Source organism: Nesterenkonia aethiopica, assembly GCF_039534665.1.
Taxonomy (GTDB): Bacteria; Actinomycetota; Actinomycetes; order Actinomycetales; family Micrococcaceae; genus Nesterenkonia; species Nesterenkonia aethiopica.
Genome location: NZ_BAAAVT010000007.1, coordinates 177,572 through 199,133, shown reverse-complemented (window position 1 = coordinate 199,133; position 21,562 = coordinate 177,572). Strand labels below are relative to the sequence as shown.

Annotated in this window: 20 protein-coding genes; 14 read left to right on the top strand and 6 right to left on the bottom strand. The window is 70.5% G+C overall.

All coding sequences use genetic code 11. The annotated features are described in order from the left end of the window. Positions 1-375 precede the first annotated feature (375 nt). The 6 genes from ABD658_RS07215 to ABD658_RS07190 all read left to right on the top strand — a co-directional run bounded on the left by ABD658_RS07215 (position 376) and on the right by ABD658_RS07190 (position 10,438). Complete coding sequence (locus tag ABD658_RS07215; protein WP_344684418.1) at positions 376-2,760, top strand: glycogen/starch/alpha-glucan phosphorylase; 2,385 nt, start codon at positions 376-378, stop codon at positions 2,758-2,760. 30 nt (positions 2,761-2,790) lie between these two features. After that, positions 2,791-4,713: a 1,4-alpha-glucan branching protein GlgB gene (gene glgB, locus ABD658_RS07210; RefSeq protein ID WP_344684416.1), complete on the top strand. Its 1,923-nt coding sequence runs from the start codon at positions 2,791-2,793 to the stop codon at positions 4,711-4,713. Next, positions 4,710-5,993, top strand: coding sequence for a glucose-1-phosphate adenylyltransferase (glgC, locus tag ABD658_RS07205; RefSeq protein WP_344684414.1), 1,284 nt, complete (start codon positions 4,710-4,712; stop codon positions 5,991-5,993). The genes glgB and glgC overlap by 4 nt, the downstream gene beginning before the upstream one ends. A gap of 30 nt (positions 5,994-6,023) precedes the next feature. Next, complete coding sequence (glgA, locus tag ABD658_RS07200; RefSeq protein WP_344684412.1) at positions 6,024-7,484, top strand: glycogen synthase GlgA; 1,461 nt, start codon at positions 6,024-6,026, stop codon at positions 7,482-7,484. Then, complete coding sequence (gene glgX, locus ABD658_RS07195) at positions 7,481-9,535, top strand: glycogen debranching protein GlgX (protein ID WP_070161210.1); 2,055 nt, start codon at positions 7,481-7,483, stop codon at positions 9,533-9,535. The genes glgA and glgX overlap by 4 nt, the downstream gene beginning before the upstream one ends. 129 nt (positions 9,536-9,664) lie before the next feature. Next, positions 9,665-10,438, top strand: a complete 774-nt coding sequence (locus ABD658_RS07190; RefSeq protein ID WP_344684409.1) for a sirohydrochlorin chelatase — start codon at positions 9,665-9,667, stop codon at positions 10,436-10,438. On the opposite strand, the gene ABD658_RS07185 is transcribed toward ABD658_RS07190, so the two are convergent. Beyond that, positions 10,395-11,366, bottom strand: a complete 972-nt coding sequence (locus ABD658_RS07185; protein ID WP_344684407.1) for a hypothetical protein — start codon at positions 11,364-11,366, stop codon at positions 10,395-10,397. The two genes, ABD658_RS07190 and ABD658_RS07185, sit on opposite strands and share 44 nt — an antisense overlap. Positions 11,367-11,501: 135 nt before the next feature. Between ABD658_RS07185 and ABD658_RS07180 the strand changes: the two genes are divergently transcribed. From ABD658_RS07180 to ABD658_RS07145, 8 genes are all read left to right on the top strand, one after another. Further along, the gene (locus tag ABD658_RS07180) at positions 11,502-11,765 is read left to right on the top strand and encodes a hypothetical protein (RefSeq protein WP_344684405.1); all 264 of its coding nucleotides are present in this window, start codon (positions 11,502-11,504) and stop codon (positions 11,763-11,765) included. 16 nt (positions 11,766-11,781) lie between these two features. Beyond that, complete coding sequence (locus tag ABD658_RS07175) at positions 11,782-12,237, top strand: FAS1-like dehydratase domain-containing protein (RefSeq protein ID WP_311024541.1); 456 nt, start codon at positions 11,782-11,784, stop codon at positions 12,235-12,237. Then, entirely contained in the window at positions 12,234-12,692 is a 459-nt protein-coding gene (locus ABD658_RS07170) for a MaoC family dehydratase (protein WP_311024540.1), read from the top strand. The genes ABD658_RS07175 and ABD658_RS07170 overlap by 4 nt, the downstream gene beginning before the upstream one ends. Positions 12,693-12,818: 126 nt before the next feature. After that, the gene (locus tag ABD658_RS07165; RefSeq protein ID WP_344684403.1) at positions 12,819-13,838 is read left to right on the top strand and encodes an ABC transporter substrate-binding protein; all 1,020 of its coding nucleotides are present in this window, start codon (positions 12,819-12,821) and stop codon (positions 13,836-13,838) included. A 5-nt stretch (positions 13,839-13,843) separates the two neighbouring features. Beyond that, complete coding sequence (locus ABD658_RS07160) at positions 13,844-14,632, top strand: amino acid ABC transporter permease (RefSeq protein ID WP_311024538.1); 789 nt, start codon at positions 13,844-13,846, stop codon at positions 14,630-14,632. 15 nt (positions 14,633-14,647) lie between these two features. Further along, positions 14,648-15,448, top strand: a complete 801-nt coding sequence (locus tag ABD658_RS07155; protein WP_344684400.1) for an amino acid ABC transporter ATP-binding protein — start codon at positions 14,648-14,650, stop codon at positions 15,446-15,448. Next, positions 15,448-16,578, top strand: a complete 1,131-nt coding sequence (locus ABD658_RS07150; RefSeq protein ID WP_344684398.1) for a UDP-N-acetylmuramate dehydrogenase — start codon at positions 15,448-15,450, stop codon at positions 16,576-16,578. Before ABD658_RS07155 ends, ABD658_RS07150 begins: the two co-directional genes overlap by 1 nt. 291 nt (positions 16,579-16,869) lie before the next feature. Further along, positions 16,870-17,889 carry a hypothetical protein gene (locus ABD658_RS07145; protein ID WP_344684396.1) on the top strand — a complete coding sequence of 340 codons (1,020 nt, stop codon included), beginning with the start codon at positions 16,870-16,872 and terminating at the stop codon, positions 17,887-17,889. A 197-nt stretch (positions 17,890-18,086) separates the two neighbouring features. On the opposite strand, the gene asd is transcribed toward ABD658_RS07145, so the two are convergent. The 5 genes from asd to ABD658_RS07120 all read right to left on the bottom strand — a co-directional run bounded on the left by asd (position 18,087) and on the right by ABD658_RS07120 (position 21,548). Next, positions 18,087-19,292 carry an aspartate-semialdehyde dehydrogenase gene (gene asd, locus ABD658_RS07140; RefSeq protein ID WP_344684394.1) on the bottom strand — a complete coding sequence of 402 codons (1,206 nt, stop codon included), beginning with the start codon at positions 19,290-19,292 and terminating at the stop codon, positions 18,087-18,089. Positions 19,293-19,387: 95 nt separating this feature from the next. Further along, positions 19,388-19,669, bottom strand: coding sequence for a hypothetical protein (locus tag ABD658_RS07135; RefSeq protein ID WP_344684392.1), 282 nt, complete (start codon positions 19,667-19,669; stop codon positions 19,388-19,390). A 74-nt stretch (positions 19,670-19,743) separates the two neighbouring features. Beyond that, a complete protein-coding gene (locus ABD658_RS07130; protein ID WP_344684390.1) occupies positions 19,744-20,337 on the bottom strand; it encodes a dihydrofolate reductase in 594 nt (197 codons plus the stop codon). Next, positions 20,334-21,155 carry a thymidylate synthase gene (locus ABD658_RS07125; protein ID WP_344744163.1) on the bottom strand — a complete coding sequence of 274 codons (822 nt, stop codon included), beginning with the start codon at positions 21,153-21,155 and terminating at the stop codon, positions 20,334-20,336. Before ABD658_RS07125 ends, ABD658_RS07130 begins: the two co-directional genes overlap by 4 nt. Positions 21,156-21,212: 57 nt before the next feature. Then, entirely contained in the window at positions 21,213-21,548 is a 336-nt protein-coding gene (locus ABD658_RS07120) for a GNAT family N-acetyltransferase (protein ID WP_311024533.1), read from the bottom strand. Between the last annotated feature and the right edge of the window lie 14 nt (positions 21,549-21,562).

Genomic DNA, 21,562 nt, shown 5'->3' with positions numbered 1-21,562 from the left:
GACCTACCATCGCCGCCGTCGACAGCGGAGGCTGGGTAAGCTGACCCCGATCGAATACGAGACCATTCACAAAGAAGCCGTCGCCCTGGCGGCATAAGCCCCACGGTCAACCAGACCTTCAGCAGACCCGGTTGCCAGAAGGAGCGTTCGCGGCCGCAGCCGGGACGTCAGTGGCCACCGACGTGCTGGTGCTGCGCCGCCGCGAGCACATGACTTCAGAGGAGCGGAAGGAGCGGATCGACGCGACCACCACGTGGGTCAGAGCCCAGAGTCGTGAGGTCGCGGGATCGAGCCCGCCACCGCTACCACATCCGACGCCCCCGAGTCCTCTGGACCGCGGGCGTCGTGCGTTCCGGGCCGGGCTATGCTGAGCGCATGTCGACAGCCTCAGATCTGACCTCCGTCCTGCTGCACCATCTGAGGTGCTCGGTGGGGGTGGAGCCGTCCCGCGCCCAGCTGCTGGACTGGCGCCTCGCCCTGGCCCACACCCTCCGCGAGCAGGCCACGGACTCGTGGCTCGACTCCGCCCGGCGCACCCGGGAGGACGGGCTGAAGAGCGTCAACTACCTCTCCATGGAGTTCCTGCCCGGTCGCCTCCTCGAGGACGCCGCCATCAACCTGCGGCTGCGGGACTCTGTCAGCGCCTCCTTCGACGACCTGGGAGTGAACTTCGCCGACGTCGTCGCCGGCGAACCGGACCCCGCGCTCGGCAACGGCGGACTGGGGCGACTGGCCGCCTGCTACCTGGAGTCCATGGCCACCCTGGCGTGCCCCGCCCACGGCTACGGGCTGCGCTATGAGCGCGGCCTGTTCCGGCAGCACTTCGAGGACGGTCGGCAGGTGGAGCGCCCGGATGAGTGGCTCACCTCTGGCGATCCGTTCAGCCTCTCCCGCCCTGCCACCGCCTACGCGGTCCCCTTCGGCGGGGAGGTCTCCGACGACGACGGCGGCACGGCCTGGCGGCCGGAGACCCGCCTCGTGGCCGCAGCCCACGACACCCCGGTGATCGGCTACGGCGGTGGGTGGGTCAACACGCTGCGCCTGTGGTCGGCGCTGCCCGCCGCAGACCTGCTGGATCTGGATCGGTTCAGCGCCGGCGACTTCTTCGGCGCCGCCGAGACGGAGACCTGGGCGAGGACCCTCAGCCGGGTGCTCTACCCGACCGACACGACCGACCTGGGGCGGCGCCTGCGCCTGTCCCAGGAGCACTTCCTCACCTCCGCCTCGGTGCAGGACGTGCTGCACCGGTTCCTGGAGACCCAGCAGGATCTGCGCCGTCTGCCCGAGCACGCCGCCATCCAGATGAACGACACGCACCCGGCCCTGGCCGGCCCGGAGCTGATCCGTCTGCTGGTGGACGAGCACGGGGTCGGCTTCGACACCGCCGCCGACCTGGCCGTCCAGGTGCTCGGATACACCAACCACACCCTGCTGCCGGAGGCCCTGGAGATGTGGCCGGTGGATCTGATGCGCCACCTGCTGCCCCGTCACCTGCAGATCATCGAGCGACTGGACCAGCGCGTCCACGCGGTCCACGGGAGTGCGGCAGACGACGTCCACCTCATCGAGCACGGCCAAGTGAAGATGGGGGAGCTCGCCGTGGTGACCAGCCACCGGGTCAACGGCGTCTCCGCGCTGCACACGGACCTGGTGCGCCGGAACCTCTTCCCCCACCTGGAGGCCCTCACCCCGGGCCGCATCCTCAATGTCACCAACGGGATCACGCCCCGGCGCTGGCTCGCCCTGGCCAACCCCGCACTCGCCGATCTGGTCACCGAGACCATCGGCCCCGGATGGGAGACGGATCTGGACCGGCTGCGTGAACTGGAGCCCCACGCGGAGGACCCGAACTTCCTGGAGGCCTTCGGACGCACCAAGCATCTGGCCAAGCACCGCCTGGCCACCTGGCTGGACGAGGAGCACGGCATCGAGCTGCCCGTCGAAGCGCTCCTCGACGTGCAGGTCAAGCGCCTCCACGAGTACAAGCGACAGCTGCTGAACATCCTGTGGACCGTCTCTCGCTGGCAGCGGATCAAGGCCGACCCCGGCGCGGACTGGGTGCCTCGCGTCAAGATCTTCGGAGGCAAGGCGGCTCCCAGCTACACCGCGGTCAAGGACATCATTCGGCTGATCAACGACGTCGGGGCGGTCATCAACAGCGATCCCGAGACCCGGGAGAGGCTGCGGATCATCTACCCGCCGAACTACAACGTCACCATGGCGGAGAAGCTCATCCCCGCCGCCGACCTCTCCGAGCAGATCTCCACGGCTGGGATGGAGGCCTCGGGCACCGGGAACATGAAGTTCGCGCTCAACGGGGCGCTGACCATCGGCACCCTGGACGGCGCGAACGTGGAGATTCGCGAGGAGGTCGGGGCGGAGAACTTCTTCCTCTTCGGCCTCACCGCGGACGAGGTCCTCGCCCGGCGTGAGCAGCCCGGCCACGCTCGTGCGGCGATCGAGCAGAGCCAACCGCTGCAGGACGTCCTGCAGGCGATCGCGGAAGGGACGTTCAGCCCCGAGGAACCAGCGCGCTACAGCGGTCTCGTCGACCACCTGTGGAACAGCGACTGGTTCCTCGTCGCCTCCGATTTCGATGCTTACAATTCCTCCCAGGAGCTGGTAGACATGTCCTACCGCGATCCGTTGCGGTGGCAGCGGATGGCAGTGACGAATGTGGCACGGATGGGCAGCTTCAGCTCCGACCGCGCAGTACGGCACTACATGAGGGAGATCTGGAACGTACCCCCGGCGCAGTAGCCGCCGTCCTGTCGACGAAAGGCCCCGGCCATGTCCCCACCGGCAGATCCGCACCGATTCAGCCCCGTGCTGGGAGCGCTCGACGAGCACCTCTTCGCCGAGGGAACGCACCACCGGCTGTGGGACGCGCTCGGCGCACACCTCATCACCCATGAAGGGGTCGACGGCGTGCACTTCGCCGTCTGGGCCCCCAACGCCTCCCGGGTCGCCGTGGTCGGGGACTTCAACCACTGGAACCCTGACGAGCATCCGATGCGGCCGGTCGGGTCCACTGGGGTGTGGGAGACCTTCGTGCCCGGCGTCGTCGAGGGCACCGTCTACAAGTACGACCTCCACGACCGAGATGGTCACCGTCTGCCGCAGAAGGCCGACCCGGTGGGCTTCGGCGCCGAGCACCCGCCCGCCACCGGGTCCGTGGTGCGCCGCCTGGACGCCCACCACTGGCAGGACGACCAGTGGCTGGCCCGCCGAGCCGAGGCGAACGCGGTGACCAGCCCCATCAGCGTCTATGAGGTCCACCTGGGGTCCTGGCGGAGGGTCGACGGCGTCCGCCCGCTGTCCTACCTGGAGCTCGCCTCGCAGCTGGTGGACTACGTCGCCGACATGGGCTTCACCCATATCGAGGTGCTGCCGGTCAGCGAACACCCCTTCGACGGGTCCTGGGGCTATCAGCCGGTGGGCATGTATGCGCCCACCATCCGCTACGGCACCCCGGCGGAGTTCGCGGCCTTCGTGGACGCCGCCCACGCCCGGGGGCTGGGAGTCATCGCCGACTGGGTGCCCGGACACTTCCCGACCGACGAGCACGGGCTGGGACGGTTCGACGGGACCGCACTGTACGAGCACCTGGACCCCCGTCAGGGATTCCACCCGGACTGGAAGACCTACATCTACAACTACGGGCGCCCCGAGGTGCGCGGCTACTTGGTGGCCAACGCCCTCTACTGGATCGACCAGTATCACCTGGACGGGCTGCGGGTCGACGCGGTCGCCTCCATGCTCTACCGGGACTATTCACGGGCGGAGGGGGAGTGGGTCCCCAACCGGGACGGCGGGCGCGAGAACCACGAGGCCATCGACTTCCTGCGCGCCACCAACGTCGCCGTCTACGGCACCCACCCGGGGACGGCGATGACGGCCGAGGAGTCCACCTCCTTCCCGGGGGTGACCCGCCGGGTGGACCATGACGGTCTGGGCTTCGGGTACAAGTGGAACCTCGGCTGGATGAACGACTCGCTGACCTACTTCAGCCGCGACCCGGTCCATCGGAAGTATCACCACGACGACCTCACCTTCGGGCTCTCCTACGCCTTCAGCGAGAACTTCGTGCTGCCCATCAGCCACGACGAGGTCGTCCACGGGAAGGGCTCCCTGTACCAGAGGATGCACGGCTCGCATGCGGACAAGCTCGGCGGGCTGAAGGCGTTCTTCGGCTACATGTGGGGCCACCCGGGGAAGAAGCTGCTGTTCATGGGGCAGGAGTTCGGCCAGCCGGCCGAATGGGACCACGACGGCGAACTTGACTGGGGCGTCCTCCACGACCCCGGTCACGCCGGTGTGCAGGCCCTGGTCCGGGACCTGAACCGGATCTACCGGGAGCAGCCGGCGCTGCACCGCTGGGACTCAGACGCCCGCGGGTTCTCCTGGCTGTTGGTCGACGGAGCCGACGACCAGGTGGTGGCCTGGACCCGACGGGGAGAGCCGGGTGATCCGCATGTCGTCGTCGTGCTGAACCTGGCCCCCGTGGAGCGCACCGGCTACCGGGTCGGGTTCCCCGTCGCCGGGCGCTGGCGGGAGGCGCTCAACACGGACTCCTCCGCATACGGCGGCGGCGACCGGGGCCACGGCGGTGCCGTGGAGACGGAGTCGGTGCCCGCGGCGGACGAGGCGCAGTCGGCGCTCCTCACCCTTCCCCCTCTCTCGGCCATCTACTTCATGGAGGATCACTCATGAACACCAGCATCGAGCCGGGCGCACCAGCCCGGCTGAGCAGTCAGGCCATGGCCTTCGTGCTCGCCGGAGGCCGGGGCAGCCGCCTGGAGGAGCTCACGGACCGCCGGGCGAAGCCCGCCGTGCACTTCGGGGGCAAGACCCGCATCATCGACTTTCCGCTGTCCAACGCGCTGAACTCGGGCATCCGGAAGATGGCGATCGCCACCCAGTACAAGGCTCACTCGCTGATCCGCCACATGCAGCGCGGCTGGAGCTTCTTCCGTGCCGAACGCAACGAGTACCTGGACATCCTTCCGGCCAGCCAGCGTGTGGAGGAGAACAAGTGGTACCTCGGCACGGCGGACGCTGTGACCCAGAACATCGACATCGTGGACGACTACAACGTCGAGTACGTGATCGTGCTCGCCGGGGACCACGTGTACAAGATGGACTACGAGGTCATGCTGCGTCAGCACGTGGAGAGCGGTGCGGAGGTCACCGTCGGCTGCCTGACGGTGCCGCGGGAGGAGGCCAGCGCCTTCGGGGTGATGCACATCGATGAGCGGGACCGGATCATCGACTTCCTGGAGAAGCCGGCCGATCCGCCTGGCACCCCCGACGACCCGGACGTCTCCCTGGCATCGATGGGGATCTACGTCTTCGACTGGCAGTTCCTGCGCCAGCTGCTCATCGAGGACATGCATGACCCGGACTCCAGCCATGACTTCGGCCACGACCTGATTCCGCAGCTGGTCGCCCGCGGGGCCGCCTATGCGCACCGCTTCAGCGAGTCCTGCGTGATGAGCGGCCTGGAGACCCGCCCCTACTGGCGGGACGTGGGCACGATCGACTCGTTCTGGCAGGCGAACATCGACCTCACCGAATTCGTGCCGCCGCTGGATCTCTACGACCAGAAGTGGCCCATCTGGACCTACGCCGAGCAGACGCCGCCGGCGAAGTTCATCCACGACGAGGAGGACCGCCGGGGCCAGGCGATCCAGTCGCTGATCTCCGGCGACACCATCATCAGCGGCTCCGATGTGCACAACTCGCTGCTCTTCACCGGGAACCGGGTGCACTCGTACTCGACGCTCGACCACGTCGTCGCGCTGCCGTACGTGGAGGTCGGACGGCATGCCCAGCTGAGCCGCTGCGTGATCGACAGCCGGGTCCGCATCCCGGACGACCTCGTGGTCGGGGAGGACCCGGAGGAGGATGCGAAGTGGTTCCGGCACACGGACAAGGGGATCACGCTCATCACCCAGGACATGCTGGACCGCCGGGCCGCCGCGCTGGAGTAGTCTGGTGCTCCTCCTCCGAAAGGACGTCCCGTGACCGCCGTGCGTCGTCGTGTCCTCTCCGTCGCCTCGGAGTGCGCACCCCTGATCAAGACCGGCGGGCTCGCCGACGTCGTCGGGGCGCTTCCGGGCGCACTCGAGCCCTGCGGCTGGGAGTCCCGGGTGCTGCTGCCGGCCTACCCGCAGGTGCTCGATCAACTCGACGGTTCCCGCCGCGTATGGGCCGAGGACGACCTGTTCGGCGGACCCGCCTGCGTGCGCTCGGGCACCGTGGACGGGCTGCCGATGCTGATGCTGGACGCTCCGCACCTGTTCCAGCGGCCCGGCGGCCCCTATGCCGACGGCCAGCAGGACCACCCGGACAACCATGTGCGGTTCGCCGCGCTGAGCTGGGCGGCCGCGCAGATCGCCCAGGACGGGGTCGACGACGGCGCGGGGGAGCCCTGGCGGCCGGATCTGGTGCACGCCCATGACTGGCAGGCCGGGCTGGCGCCGTCGTACCTGAAGTATGCCGGCGCCAGCGTGCCGACCGTGATGACCATCCACAACATCGCCTTCCAGGGGATCTTCGGGGAGGACCAGCTGGATCGGCTGCGCCTGCCGCGCTGGGACTTCCACCCGGAGGGGATCGAGTACCACGGGGCGGTGAGCAGCCTGAAGGCGGGGATGATGCACGCTTCCCGGGTGACCACGGTCAGCCGCACCTATGCGGAGGAGCTCACCACCCCCGCGTTCGGCTTCGGCCTTGAGGGCGTGGTCGCCATGCGTCGCCGCCGCGGCGAGATGCACGGGATCGTCAACGGCATCGACACCACCGTGTGGGATCCGGCGCAGGACCCGCACATCAGGCCGTACTCGGCGGAGGCCCCCGCGTCCAAGGCGGCCAACCGGGCGGCGCTGCTCCAGGAGTTCGGGCTCGCCGAGCCCACCGGGCCCCTGGCCGTGGTCGTCACCCGCCTGACGCACCAGAAGGGCGTGGACCTGCTGCTGGAGACTCTGCCCGGTTTCGTGGAGGCCGGCGGTGCGGTGGCGGTGCTCGGCTCAGGGGACCCCGCCTATGAGCAGGGCCTCCGAGAGCTCGCCGCCCGACGGCCTGACGCGGTAGGTGTGCGCCTGGGCTACGACGAGCCGCTGAGTCACCGGATGTACGCCGGAGGGGACCTGGTGCTGGTGCCCTCACGGTTCGAGCCGTGCGGCCTCACCCAGCTCTACGGCCTGCGCTACGGGGCGCTGCCGCTGGTGGCCTCCACCGGCGGGCTCCGGGACACGGTCGTCGACGCCACGGTGGAGAACCTGGCCGCGGGCACCGCCACCGGCTTCCTGGTCACCGAGCTCAGCGCCGCCGGCCTGGCGGACGCGCTCGGCCGGGCGCTGCGGCTCCACCAGGACCAGCGGGCATGGGGTGCGGTCCGGCAGACCGCCATGACCAGCCCGGTGGACTGGTCCTCCTCGGCGCAGCAGTACGCCGCCCTGTTCACGGAGCTGGTGCGGTGACCCGTCGTGTCACGCCCGGCCGTTCCTGGCCGCTGGGCATCACCCTGTCCGAGGACGGCGCGAACGTGGCCGTCTGGGCCCCGGAGGCCGAGTCCGTCTGGCTGTGCCTCGTCGACGGCGAGCAGGAGGAACGCGTCCTGCTGCCCTATGCCGACGGCGGCATCCGGCATGCTCACATCTCCGGCCTGTCCGCAGGCATGCGGTACGGGCTGCGCGCCGACGGGCCCTGGGCGCCGGAGCAGGGGCTGTGCTTCGATGAGCGGAAGCTGCTGATCGACCCCTACGCCCGCGCCCTCGACGGCCCCGTCCGGTGGCACCCGGAGATGGCCAGCGGCTCCGAGGAGGACAGCGCGGCCGTGATGCCCAAGGGCATCATCGTCGCGGACGTGGGCGGGCGTGAGGCTCAGGCCGGCGACGCGGAGGTCCCGGATCCTGCGGCGAACCGGCCGCGCCACGACGTCGGCGACCTGATCATCTATGAGGCGCATCTGAAGGGCCTCACCGCCGCGCATCCGGAGGTGCCGGACGAGCTGCGCGGCACCTACGCCGGATTCGCCCACCCGGCGATCGTCGACCACCTGGTGGAGCTGGGTGTCACCGCCGTGGAGCTGCTGCCGCTGCAGGCCTTCCTCGACGACGAGCACGTGGTCGGGCGTGGCCTCACCAACTATTGGGGGTACCAGCCGATCGCTTGGCACGCGCCGGAGCCGCGCTACGCGCTCCACGACGCCGACGCCGAGCTGCGCACCCTGGTGCACACCCTGCATGAGGCGGGCATCGCCGTGTTCCTGGACGTGGTGTACAACCACACCGGGGAAGGCGGCGACGGCGGCCCCGTCCTCAGCCTGCGCGGCCTGGACGCCGGATACTACCGCCGGCACGAGGGCTCCCACATCGATGACACCGGCACCGGCAACACCATGGCCACCGAACACCCCATGATGCTGCAGCTGATCCTCGACAGCATGCGCCACTGGGTGACGCGCTACGGGATCGACGGGTTCCGCTTCGACCTGGCCACCGCCGTGGCCCGCGGGCCGGCAGGCTTCGACGCCGCCGGCGCGTTCTTCCAGACCGTGCGGCAGGACCCCGTGCTCGCCGGGGCCACGCTGATCGCCGAGCCCTGGGACCTCGGCCCCGACGGCTACCAGCGCGGCGCCTACCCGCACCCGTGGTCCGAGTGGAACGACGGCTTCCGTGACGACGTGCGGCGCGCCTGGCGCGGGGACCAGGACGCCGTCCGGGCCCTCGGCGCACGTCTGCTGGGCTCTGCCGAGACCTTCGACCACTCGCGGCGCGCCCCCACGGCGTCGATCAACTTCCTCACCGCCCACGACGGGTTCACCCTGGCCGACGTCGTCTCCTACGCCGAGCGGCACAATGAGGCCAACGGCGAGGACGGCCGCGACGGCCACAGCGAGAACCATTCTGACAACCTCGGGGTGGAGGGCCCTACCGACGATCCCGAGATCCGCGCCGCGCGATCGCGCAGGGTGCGGGCGATGCTGGCGACCCTGTTCGTCTCCCAGGGGGTGCCCATGCTGCTGGCCGGGGACGAGATCGGCAACAGCCAGGGCGGCAACAACAACGCCTACGCGCAGGACAACGAGATCGGCTGGGTGGACTGGACGGACCCGGACCACGAGCTGCTGGACCTGGTGCGAGGGCTGACCGCGCTGCGCCGGCGGCTCCCGGTGCTGCGGCAGCGGGCCTTCCTGCACGGAGCAGCCCGGTCCGACGGCGCCCCAGATGTGCTGTGGCTCAGCGCGGACGGTGAACCCGCCACGGAGGAGCACTGGCAGGACCCCGAGCTTCGCACCGTCATCGCGGTGCTGCGCGGCGCCGCCGGAGACCCCGTGGGGGAGACCCTCACCGGGGCCGTGGCGGTCGTGCTCACCGTAGGCGAGGAGACGACTGTGCGCCTGCCTGGAGACGGGCCATGGCAGCTGGAGGTCGACACCGCCGGTGAGGCACGTCCGGAGGGTGAGGATGCCGGCGTGTGGAGGATCGGCGGCCAGTCGGCGGCGGTGTTCACCTCACCGGGACCATGACGTGCCTGCCGGAGGGGCGGTGCTCACCGCTGCTGTGACGCCGCGAGACGTCGCGTTCATTGGAGTGTCACACATCCGTCCTAGGCTGAGTGCCCAGGACTGCAGGCACCCTCCGGAAGGACGTCCTCGATGAGCCCCGAGAGCCCCGAGCTCCCGCCCGCCCTGGTGGCAATCTCCCACGGCACCTCCGACGCCGCCGGTCAGGCGGTGGTCCGTCGGCTGGCCGACGACGTCGCCGCGGCGGCCGAGGCCCGTGACCTGGACGCCCCGGTGCGACTGGGACATGTGGACGTCCAGGACCCGGACGTGCCCGCCACGCTGGCGCAGCTCCCCGAGTCCCTGCCCGCTGTGGTGGTGCCGGTGCTGCTCTCCGCCGGTTACCACGTCCACGTGGACCTGAGGATGGAGACCGCCGACGTCGGCCGTGAGGTCGCCATCGCCGGGGCCCTCGGCCCGGATGACCGGCTCGTGGACATCCTGGTGCGCCGCCTGGCGGAGGCCGGCGCGTCCCCGGGCACGGACCGGATCATCCTGGGGGTGGCGGGATCTTCGGACCCGGCCGCCGTCGAGGACTGCCATGAGATGGGCCGCCGCCTGTCCGCGCGCCTGGGGGCCGACGTCGAGGTGGCCTTCCTCGCCGCAGCCCAGCCCACGGTGGCCGGGGCCGTCGCCGATGCCCGGCAGGCCCGCGACGCTGCGGGGGAGGGCGGGCGCGTCGTCGTCGCCAGCTACTTGCTGGCCCCCGGCTACTTCCAGACCCTGCTGGAGAAGGCGGCCGGCGACGTCACCACCGCGCCGCTGCTGCCCGCTCCGCAGGACGCGGGGGCGCCGCCGGCTTCCCCTCCGGAGCTGGTGGACATCATCCTGGACCGGTACGCCGCGGCCGGTCCAGCACGCCGGTGAAGATCGCGGCGGCGACGACGACGGCCCACAGGCACACCATCAGCACCCAGGTCGTGTGAAGCCCGGGCATGATCTCCTGAAGCTGGTTCGCCAGCGGAGTCCACACCATCCTGGCCGGAAGGGCGACCACCACTCCCGCGGCCACACCGGTGACCAGGTGCAGGTGCCCCAGCCGCCGCAGCAGCAGGCTCAGTGTCCCGGCGAGCAGTCCGGAGACGCCCAGCACCAGCACCAGCAGCCCGAGGACCGCCGCCAGGGCGGTGGGCGACCAGGGCCAGGGATGGTTCCCGAACGCCAGGCCGAGGCCCAGCCCGAGGGGTGACGCGCAGAGGGCTGCCAGCGCCGCCGTCGCCGGGGTGCCGACCAGCCGAGCGGCCGGACGCGCAGCGGGGCGCCGACCCGCGGGGAAGCGAGGCATGGCGCGGGGTCCGCGACGGCCGGACGGGAGCAGGTCTGGCAGCCCACAGGCCAGCAGGACGAGCGCCCAGAACTGGACATGGTGCCAGAGAGAGTCGGGTGTGTGGACATCCGGCGACGTCAGGACGGCGACCACAAAACGCAGCGAGTCCAGCAGCAGGAAGCCCACGACGCCGAGGGCGGCGAGCAGCGCACTGCCCGTGAGCGCGCGGATCAGAGCGGCGATACCCGCCGCCAGCACAGCGATGAGGCTCAGGGTCAGCCAGCCCTCCAGATGGAAGGTCAGCCAGCGGAAGGAGGAGGGTGCCGCCGCGTGGAGACTGACCGCAAAGATGACGGTGTCGACCGTGGCGGCCAGCAGGGCCAGACCGATCCGCTGCCACAGCAGCATCGGGGCAGATCCGAGGCGCGGCGGCAGGGAGCCGGGGGCCGGTCCGGCGCCGAATCCGAGATTGTCGGGCGCCGGGGCTGCCGGGTGCTCCGGCGGCCGGCGGTGCGGCTGGTCGGTCATCGGCTTCTCCTCGGGGAGTCGTGCGTGCAGCGTGTCCCCGGACACTAGCTGGAGGTCCTCACAACCGGCTCACATCGCAGGCACGTGCGCGAGGAGCTGCCTGGCAGAGCCGCCGTCCCCGGTAGGATTGCCCCGATGACCACACCGCCTCTGGACCCGTGGACCAACGGGACGCCCGCCTACCGACGCACGCTGCTGCTGGGGATGGTCTCCACCTTCCTCGGCGTCGTGTGCGTCGTGCTGGCGGCCGTCGCCGTCGGGCCGGACCTCGAGCCGACCCTGCGCGGGCTCGGGCTCGGGCTCATCGGCCTGGGCATCATCAGCCACCTGATCGCCATCCTGCTGCGCAAACGGCAGGCCAAGCAGATCATCCAGGCCCGGGCGGACCAGTCGAAGTAGAGAGGGCGCTGACGCATTGAGCATCACCACCGAGGCGGAGGGCCGGGTCTACCCGGCGGCCGCGCCGTATCAGGTCAGCCGGGAGGCGATCCGCGAGTTCGCCGTCGCGGTCAAGGCCGAGCACCCCGCCCACCATGACGTCGACGCCGCCGCGGCCCTGGGTCACCGTGACCTGGTCGCCCCGCCGACCTTCGCCGTCGTCGTCGCCCAGCGCGCGGAGGCCGCCGTGGTGGCCGACGATGAGGTCGGCATCGACTTCTCCCGCGTGGTGCACGCCGACGAGCGCTTCACCCACCACAGCCCCATCCTGGCCGGCGACACGCTGCACGCCCAGGCAACCCTGGACCGGATCCGGGTCATGGGTGCCGGGGCGATGGTCACCACCAAGGTCGAGATCACCACCGCCGAGGGCGAGGCGCGCAGCACCGTGACCTCCTCCCTGCTGGTGCGTGCCGAGGAGGAGGACGCATGAGCACCCCGGACACCACCACCCCGGACATCAACACGCTGGAGAAGGGCCAGGAGATCGGCAGCCGGGAGGTCCGGCTCTCCCGTGCGGACCTGCTCCGCTACGCGGCCGCCTCCGGCGACCACAACCCCATCCACTGGAACGAGCGCTTCGCCCGGGAGGTCGGCCTCGACGGTGTCATCGCCCACGGCATGCTCACCATGGGCCTGGCTGTGGACCTGGTCACCGACTGGGTGGGCGACCCCGGCCGGGTGGTCGACTACCAGGCCCGCTTCACCAAGCCGGTCCCGGTCCCGGACGCCGAGGCCGGACCCCCGGACACACCCACCGCCACGCTGCTGATCAGCGGGAAGGTCGGAGCGGTCGACGTCGAGGCCGCCACGGCGCGCGTCGATCTGACGGTGAGCCTGGAAGGCGCCAAGGTCCTGGCGAAGTCCCAGGTCAGCGTCCGGCTCTGAGGATCACGCCTGATCACGGGCCCGAGGATCCCGTCCGCGGGCCGGTCAGCACCGTATAATCGCCACACGGATTCGCCGCACCTGCACCGGCGCGGCCCACGAGCACCAGCGAACAGGGGACCTCTCATGCCCAGCACCACGGAGATCGAGACCGCGGAGGGCGCCGTCGCGCCCGTCGCACGCCCTGCCGCCCCGCGGCGCACCCACGTGGCCAGAGGGCTCGGCGTGACGGCGATCGCCGCCCTGGCCCTGACCGCCTGCGGCGGCGAGGATGAGGGAGAGGGCGACGTCGAGGCCGAGCCGCAGGTGGAGACCGAGCTCGACCTCGAGGTCGGTGAGGTGGAGCTGATCTCCGAGGGCACCTTGACCGTCTGCTCGGACGTGCCCTACCCGCCGTTCGAGTACTACGACGCCGACGGCGCGGTCGTCGGCTTCGACATCGACATCGCCGAGGGCATCGCGGAGGTGCTCGACGTCGAGCTCGAGGTGGTGCAGACCAGCTTCGAGGGCATCCAGTCCGGTGTGGCGCTCAACGCGGCGTCCTGCGACCTGGCCATCTCTGGGATGACGATCACCGAGCAGCGCGCCGGCAACATGCTCTTCTCCGAGCCGTATCTGGACGACAACCTGGGTCTGCTGGCCGCCTCCGACGCCGGCATCGGCTCCCTGGAGGACATCGACGACTCCATCACGGTGGGCGTGCAGGCGGACACCACCGGAGAGACCTACGCGGAGGAGCAGGGGTACCAGATCCGCTCCTACCCCGATTCCGGGCTGCTCATCCAGGGGCTGGAGTCCGGCCAGGTGGAGGCAGCCATCGGCAACATCTCCATCCTCGGCTACCAGGCCGGCGAGCACGAGGGCTCCGAGTTCGTCGAGGAGATCGACACCGGCGAGCAGCTGGGCATCGCCGCCCAGTCGGACAACCAGGACCTCATCGACGCGGTGGACGAGATCCTCGCGGAGATGGAGTCCGGCGGCTTCATGGCCGAGGCCGAGGACCTGTGGTTCGGCGGCGGCGAGACTCCCGAGGAGGGTGACGTCGACGAGGAGGCTGACGACGCTGACGACGAGGTCGATGACGCGGACGACGCTGACGACGCCGATGACGCCGCCGACGCCGACGCCGACGAGGACGACGACTGACCCGCATGGCACTGACGACCCGTGACCGAGCACGGCTGAGCCTCGGGATCCAGGCCGGCCTCTTCGTCGCGGTGCTGATCGCTCTCCTGTTCATCATGGACTGGAGCGCGATCCACCGCAGCTTCTTCGACATCGAGCGCATCGGCCCGATGTTCCCCGACATCATCACCGTCGGGCTGGTCAACACCCTGCAGTACACGGCGGTCGGATTCGTGCTCGGCCTGCTGGGCGGCACGGTGCTGGCCCTGATGAAGCTCTCCAGCTTCCCGGTCTACCGGTGGCTGGCGACCGCCTACATCGAGTTCTTCCGCGGGATCCCTGCGATCCTGGTGTTCCTGGCCCTGGGGTTCGGCGTCTCGATCGCCTTCGGATGGAACCTGACCTCCCTGCAGATCGCCGGCTCGGCGCTCGGCCTGGTCGCCAGCGCCTACATCGCCGAGACCCTGCGCGCCGGTCTGCAGGCGGTGCCGAAGGGCCAGGTGGAGGCCGCACGGGCCCTGGGCATGCCGGCCTGGCGGGCGATGGTCTCCATCCAGATCCCGCAGGCCTTCCGCATCGTGCTGCCGCCGCTGACGAATGAGGCGATCCTGCTCACCAAGGACTCTTCGCTGATCTTCGTGGTCGGGCTGACCGCGGGTGCGGCCGAGCTGACCAAGTTCGGACGCGACGGCATCAACATCTACCAGGCGGGTCTGACTCCGCTGGTGGCCGCCGGCGCCTGCTACCTGCTCATCACGGTGCCGCTGTCCATCCTGGCGCGCCGCATGGAGCACCGCTCGCCGAGGAAGAAATAGGGAGGCCCGATCCACATGACCGAGCCTGAACTGGCCGAACATCCCTCTGCGGAGGGAGGCCCCGCCGGGGTGACCATCACGGGCCTCCACAAGGCCTACGGGGACAATGAGGTGCTCAAGGGCATCGACATGTCGGTGCGCCCCGGGGAGGTGGTCTGCCTGATCGGGGCCTCCGGCTCCGGGAAGTCCACGCTGCTGCGTTGCGTGAACCGCCTTGAGGATCCCAACGCGGGGACCATCACGGTGGGCTCCTTCGAGGCCACCGATCCCGACGTCGACCTGGACGCCATGCGCCGACACATCGGCATGGTATTCCAGCAGTTCAACCTCTTCCCGCACCTGTCGGTGCTGGAGAACTGCACGATCACCCCGCGCCGGGTGCTCAAACAGCCGAAGGAGGACGCCGAGGCGGAGGCCATGACTCAGCTGCGCCGGGTCGGGCTCGAGGAGCTCGCCCAGCGCCGTCCGGACCAACTCTCCGGAGGCCAGCAGCAGCGGGTGGCGATCGCCCGCGCGCTGACCATGCGCCCGGCGCTGATGCTCTTCGACGAGCCGACCTCCGCCCTGGACCCGGAGACGGTCGGGGATGTGCTGGCGATCATGCGGCAGCTCGCCGAGGCCGGGATGACCATGATCGTGGTGACCCATGAGATGGCCTTCGCCCGGGAGGTCGCCGACCGGGTCGTGTTCATGGATCAGGGGCGCGTGGTCGAGGAGGGCCCCGCCGCCGAGGTCATCGGCGACCCGCAGCAGCCCCGGACCCAGGACTTCCTGCGCCGAGTGCTGAACCCGACCGATGTGGACATCCGGGACTGATGCGGCAGACCGTCATGCGCCGGTTCAGCGACCACACCACCGCCCGAGTGGGCGGCACCGCAGGGGAGTGGGTCGTCGCCGGCACCGAGTTCGAGGCCCTGCAGACGCTCTCCCGCCATCCGCTGCCGTCCGAAGAGGACCGCGCCGCCAGCGGGGACACCCTGCTGGTGCTCGGCGGCGGCTCCAACCTGCTGGTGGCCGACGATGGCTTCGCCGGCACTGTGCTGCAGCTGGCCTTCACCGGCATCACCGCGGCACCGGTGAACGACGACGACGGCGACGTGATGGTCACCGTCGCGGCCGGACATGAATGGGACGACGTCGTCGCCTGGACCGTGCAGCGCCGGTATGCGGGCCTGGAAGCCCTCTCCGGGATCCCCGGGGCCGCCGGGGCGACCCCGGTGCAGAACGTGGGCGCCTATGGGGCCGAGGTGTCCCAGACGCTGGTGGACGTCCGCGCCTGGGACCGGCTGCTGGGCGAGGTCGTGACGCTGAGCAACGAGGAGCTGGACTTCGGGTACCGGGACTCGATGCTCAAGCGCACCACGCTGCACGGTTCGCCGCGTTACGTGGTGCTCTCGGTGCGGTTCCGTCTGACCCACCGAGGTGAGGCCACGCCGTCGTCGCCGGTCCGCTATGCGGAGCTGGCGCGCTCCTTGAGCCTGGACGTCAACGCGGCGGAGGATCAGCGGCGTGCGCCACTGGCCGACGTGCGCACCACGGTGCTGGCCCTGCGGGCCGGCAAGGGCATGGTCCTGGACCCCGCCGACCACGACACCTGGTCCACCGGTTCGTTCTTCACCAACCCGATCGTGGGGGAGGATGTGCTGGCCACCCTGCCCGAGGGGGCGCCGCGCTTCCCTGCCCTGCCGGATGTGGACGGTTCCCCGCGGGTGAAGCTCTCCGCGGCCTGGCTCATCGACCGCGCCGGCTGCCAGAAGGGCTTCGGGGCGGATCTGGTGGATGGGCGGGCCTCGCTGTCCACCAAGCACACGCTGGCGGTCACCAACCGGGGAGACGCCTCCACGGCGGACCTGCTGACCGTGGCCGGGGCGGTGCGTGACCGGGTCCGGGAGGCCTTCGGCATCGAACTGCACCCGGAGCCGGTGCTCATCGGCTGCGAGCTCTGAACAGCGCTTCGAGGAGAGTTCTGAGCAGGGCTCCTGCCTGCGGCTCTCGGAGCGCGGTTCTGCAGCGTGGGTCTCAGGCGCGGTTCTGCACCGCCGGTCTCAGGCGCCGTTCTGCACCGCGGGTCTCAGGCGCGCCTCCGCTGCCCGACGCCGCAGTCGCTGTCCCCATTCCAGGGATAACCCAGCCTTCTGAAGCGCTTCAGTCCGTCGGCGCATCCCTGAAAAGGGGACGCCGAGGCGTGCCTGTGGAGAACGTCTGCGGCTGTGTCGGTGACCTGGTGGGATGGAGGCATGAGCCGTCCTGCCCCCGCGTCCGCCCCCGGCCCTGATCCCTCCCGCCCCTCACGGCGGGTCTCCCGCCGGGCCGTGCGCGGGCTGCCGCGCGCGGCGTGGCAGTCACGGGGCTACAGTGATGAGGACCTCCGCCGCGGTGTGCGGCGCGGAGAGCTTCTCCGCCTGGGGCGCGGCCTCTACTCGGCGGGGCTGACGGTCGATGATCCCGCGCTGCAGGCGCGTCTCACCCTTCAGGCGCTGACCGCTGACGGACAGCATGCCGCCTCTCATGCCACCGCGGCGGCGCTCCTCGGCCTGCCTGGTCACCGTCCGGGCGACGGTGCCGCGCCGCTGGGGCCGCCGTTCCACCTGACCCGCGTGGACGGGCGCAAGGCGCTGCGGAGGGACGGTCTGGTGCTGGGGTACCGAGCGCGAGTCCCCGCGTCACAGCTGGTGCGGGTGGCAGGGGTGCTCAGCACCGGGCCGGCCCGGACGTGGGTGGACCTCGCTCGGGAGTCCACCGTGGATGAGCTGGTGGTCCTCGCCGATCAGCTCATCAGGATCCCGCGTCCCGAGTTCGAAGGCATCGTCGAACCCTGGACGGACCTCGAGACGTTGAGGGGCGTGGTCCAAGGCCGGCGGGGCACCCCGGGGGCGGCGACGGCGCGGGCCGCGCTGGAGTTGGCACGGGTCGGGTCGGACTCTCCGCGGGAGACTCAGCTGCGCCTAGCGCTGCACCGGGCCGGCCTGCCGGAGCCGGAGGTGAACGCGTGGATCCTGGACGAGAGCGGGCGTGCGGTCCACCAGCCGGACCTGATGCTGCGCCGATGGCGGATCGCCATCAACTACGAGGGGCGGCATCACTCCGACCCGCTCCAGATCGAACGAGACGTGGCGCGCCAGGAGGGCCTCCAGCTGCTCGGGTGGGAAGACCTGCGAATCACCGATCGGCGTTCGCGGGACGTGTGGCGGCCTGCGGTGGAGAAGGTCACCGGTTCCCTGCTGCGGGCCGGATGGTGGCCGGGCTGCCCGTGGTGATGCCGTAGGCGATGGACGCCGTCCCTGTTCCAGGGACGTCAGGCCATCGTGAAGCGCTTCAGCGCGGAGGTGGGCCCCTGAAAGGGGGACGACGACGGCGCCCTGCTTCGGTGAGAGGCAGGGCGCCGCCGTCGTGCGGTGGCGCGGGCGCGGGGCCCCGGAGAAAGCGCCGAGGCGTCAGCGGGCGTGGGGCGGTCTCAGAGCTTGCCGACCGCGATCAGCAGCATGCGGCGCAGCGGCTCGGCCGCACCCCAGAGGAGCTGGTCGCCCACGGTGAAGGCGGAGATGTACTCCGGGCCCATCTCCAGCTTGCGGATGCGGCCCACCGGGATGGTCAGCTCGCCGGTGGCGGCCACCGGGGTGAGCTGCTCCATGGTGGCCTCCTTCTCGTTGGGGACCACCTTCGCCCAGTCGGAGCCGGCGGCGATGATCGACTCGATCTCAGAGACCTCGAGGTCCTCGCGCAGCTTCAGCGTCAGTGCCTGGGAGTGGGAGCGCAGGGCGCCCACCCGCACGCACAGGGAGTCGAACGGGATCCTCTCCCCGCGGCGCTCCACCCCGGGGGCCAGTGAGTCGCCGCGGCCCAGGATCTTGTTGGTCTCCACCCCGGCCTTCCACTCCTCCTTGGCGACGCCATTGCCGAGGTCCGCGTCGATCCAGGGGATGAGCGAGCCGGCCAGCGGCACTCCGAACTGGGAGGCGTCCAGGCCGCCGCGCTGGGACTCGAGGACCTTGCGGTCGATCTCCAGGATCGCGGAGGCCGGATCGGCGAGCTCCTCGCCCACGGCGCTGTGCAGGTCGCCGAACTGGGTCAGCAGCTCACGCATGTGCTTGGCGCCGCCGCCGGAGGCCGCCTGGTAGGTCATCGCCGTGCCCCACTCGACCAGGCCCTCGGAAAACAGTCCGCCCAAGCCCATCAGCATGCAGGAGACGGTGCAGTTGCCGCCGATGAACTCCTTCACGCCGGCGGCCAGGCCGGCGTCGATGACGTCCCGGTTGATGGGGTCGAGGGTGATGATGGAGTCCTCGGCCATGCGCAGCGTCGAGGCGGCGTCGATCCAGATGCCGCCCCATCCGGCCGCGCGCAGCTTCGGGTGGACGGCCTTCGTGAAGTCGCCGCCCTGCGCGGTGACGATGATCGGCAGCTTCGCCAAAGTGTCCAGGTCATAGGCGTCCTGGAGCGTGGGTTCGGCCGGCTGCACGCCGTCGAAGCTCGGGGCGGGCCCGCCGGCGTTGGAGGTGGAGAAGAACACCGGGGAGATGTGGTCGAAGTCCCCCTCGTCGAGCATGCGCTGGATGAGCACGGAGCCGACCATGCCGCGCCAGCCCACGATCCCGACGGACGGAGTCGCGCCGGTGGCGTCGGAGAGGGCCGAGACTGCGGGGGATGTCGTAGAAGCCATGCCTACCAGGGTAACGAACTCGGTCCGTGAGACCGAGTGGCGAGCATCACGTCCGGCTCATGCGGCGTCATCATCCGGGCCGACCCCGGCTCGAGTCAGAGGCCGCGGCGCCAGCTCCAGATCAGCCAGGCTGCGACGACGGCGGGCACCACCACGAACAGGAACCCGCCCAGCAGCATGCCGATCAGGTAGACCCCGAGGGGGTCGCCCGCTGCGAATCCTGAGGAGGTGTCGCCGGCGTACTGCGCCGCGGCGCCGATCACCACACCGACGGCAACGAGCAGCAGAAGGACGCCGAGCAGCAGCTTCCACAGCTTGCGGTGGGGAGCGTCGGCGCTCCAGTCCTCCGCCTCGCCCAGCCCTGGCATCGTGCTCATGACACGACGGTAGGCCGCCGGTGGGTCAGTGTCACGGTTCCCCGGCCGCCGGGCCGGACCGGCGGCCGGAGCGCTCAGTCGCTGTCCGGATCCACTTCGCCGTCGTGGCGGCAGAGAGTCTCGAAGCGGTAGCGCTGCCCGTCGGCGGCGGTGTGCCAGCCCTCTGCCGGGTCTGCGGCGCAGAGCTCCCAGCGCGACGGCGGCAGCTGCGGGGCGTAGGTGTCGCCGTCGACGTCGAGGTCGATCACCGTCACCACCGCGCCGTCGGCGAGGTCCTGCTCCACGGTCTCCGCGTAGATGCGCCCTCCGCCGAGGATCCAGACCTTCGCAGGCGGCTGCCCATCGGCACCCGGCGAGCAGGCCAGATCGAGGGCGGCGTCCAGGGAGGACGCCGTCTCGGCGCCGGCGGCGGTGATCGTCGCAGCCCGGTCGGCGTCACCGGTGATGACGATGTTGCGCCGTCCCGGCAGGGGACGGACGGACTCCGGCAGCGACTCCCAGGTGCGACGCCCCATCACCACCGGGCGGCCGCGCGTCTGGGCGCGGAAGTGCGCGAAGTCCTCCGGAAGGTGCCACGGCATGTCACCGTCGCGGCCGATCACGCCGTCGCGGGTCTGCGCCCAGATCATCCCGACCCAGGGGCGGGCGGCGGACTCGGGCGCCGTCATACGGCCACCGGTGCGGAGATGGTGGGGTGGTGCTGGTAGTCGAGGACCTCGAAGTCCTCATACTCGTAGGCGAAGATCGACTCCGGAGTGCGGCCGATCCGCAGGCGCGGATACGGGTAGGGGTCCCGGGAGAGCTGCTCGGTGACCTGCTCCACGTGGTTGTCGTAGATGTGGCAGTCCCCACCGGTCCAGATGAACTCTCCAGGCTCCAGGCCGGTCTGCTGGGCGACCATCAGGGTCAGCAGGGCATAGGAGGCGATGTTGAACGGCACACCCAGGAACAGGTCCGCGCTGCGCTGGTACAGCTGGCAGGACAGCCGCCCCTCGGCCACATGGAACTGGAACATCACATGGCAGGGCGGAAGGGCCATCTTCTCCACCTCGGCCGGATTCCAGGCAGTGACCACGTGGCGGCGCGAGTCCGGATTCGTGCGCAGCGAGTCGACCACCTGCGCGATCTGATCGATGGAGCCGCCGTCGGGAGTGGGCCAACTGCGCCACTGCACGCCGTAGACCGGGCCCAGCTCGCCGTCCGCGTCAGCCCACTCGTTCCAGATCCGCACACCGCGCTCCTGGAGCCAGCGCACGTTGGAGTCCCCGCGCAGGAACCACAGCAGCTCCAGCGCGACCGACTTGAAGTGCACGCGCTTGGTGGTGATCAGGGGGAACGAGTCACGCAGGTCGAAGCGCAGCTGCCGGCCGAAGACGCTGCGCGTTCCGGTGCCGGTGCGGTCCGACTTGGGCGTGCCCTCGGCCAGCACCTCGGCCAGCAGGTCCTCATACGGGGTGGGGATCGCGTCGCTCACGGTGCCCAGCATACCGGCCGACGCCGGAGGCGCACCGGGTGCGGACGGCCGACGCCGGAGGCGCCGCGCTCAGCTCACCGGCGCCTGGTGCTTCCGGTACTCCGGATAGCGGTGCAGGTACTGATCGATGTAGCTGCACTCGGAGAGGAACGACCACCCTTCGGCGACGAGCTCGTCCAGCAGCAGCGTCACCAGGCAGCGGGCATAGCCGCGACGGCCGAACTGCGGATCGATGATCGTGTGCTGCAGGCGCTTCACCTGCTGGCCGCCGATGGTCTCCTCGGTGTAGCCGATGAACCCGATGAAGGTCTCGACGCCGTCCAGGGTGTCCCACAGCTCGGCACGGCCGCGGTCCTCATCCCGACGAAGCACCGCAGTGGGGTGGACGTTCTTCTCAACGCTCATACGGTGAGACTACC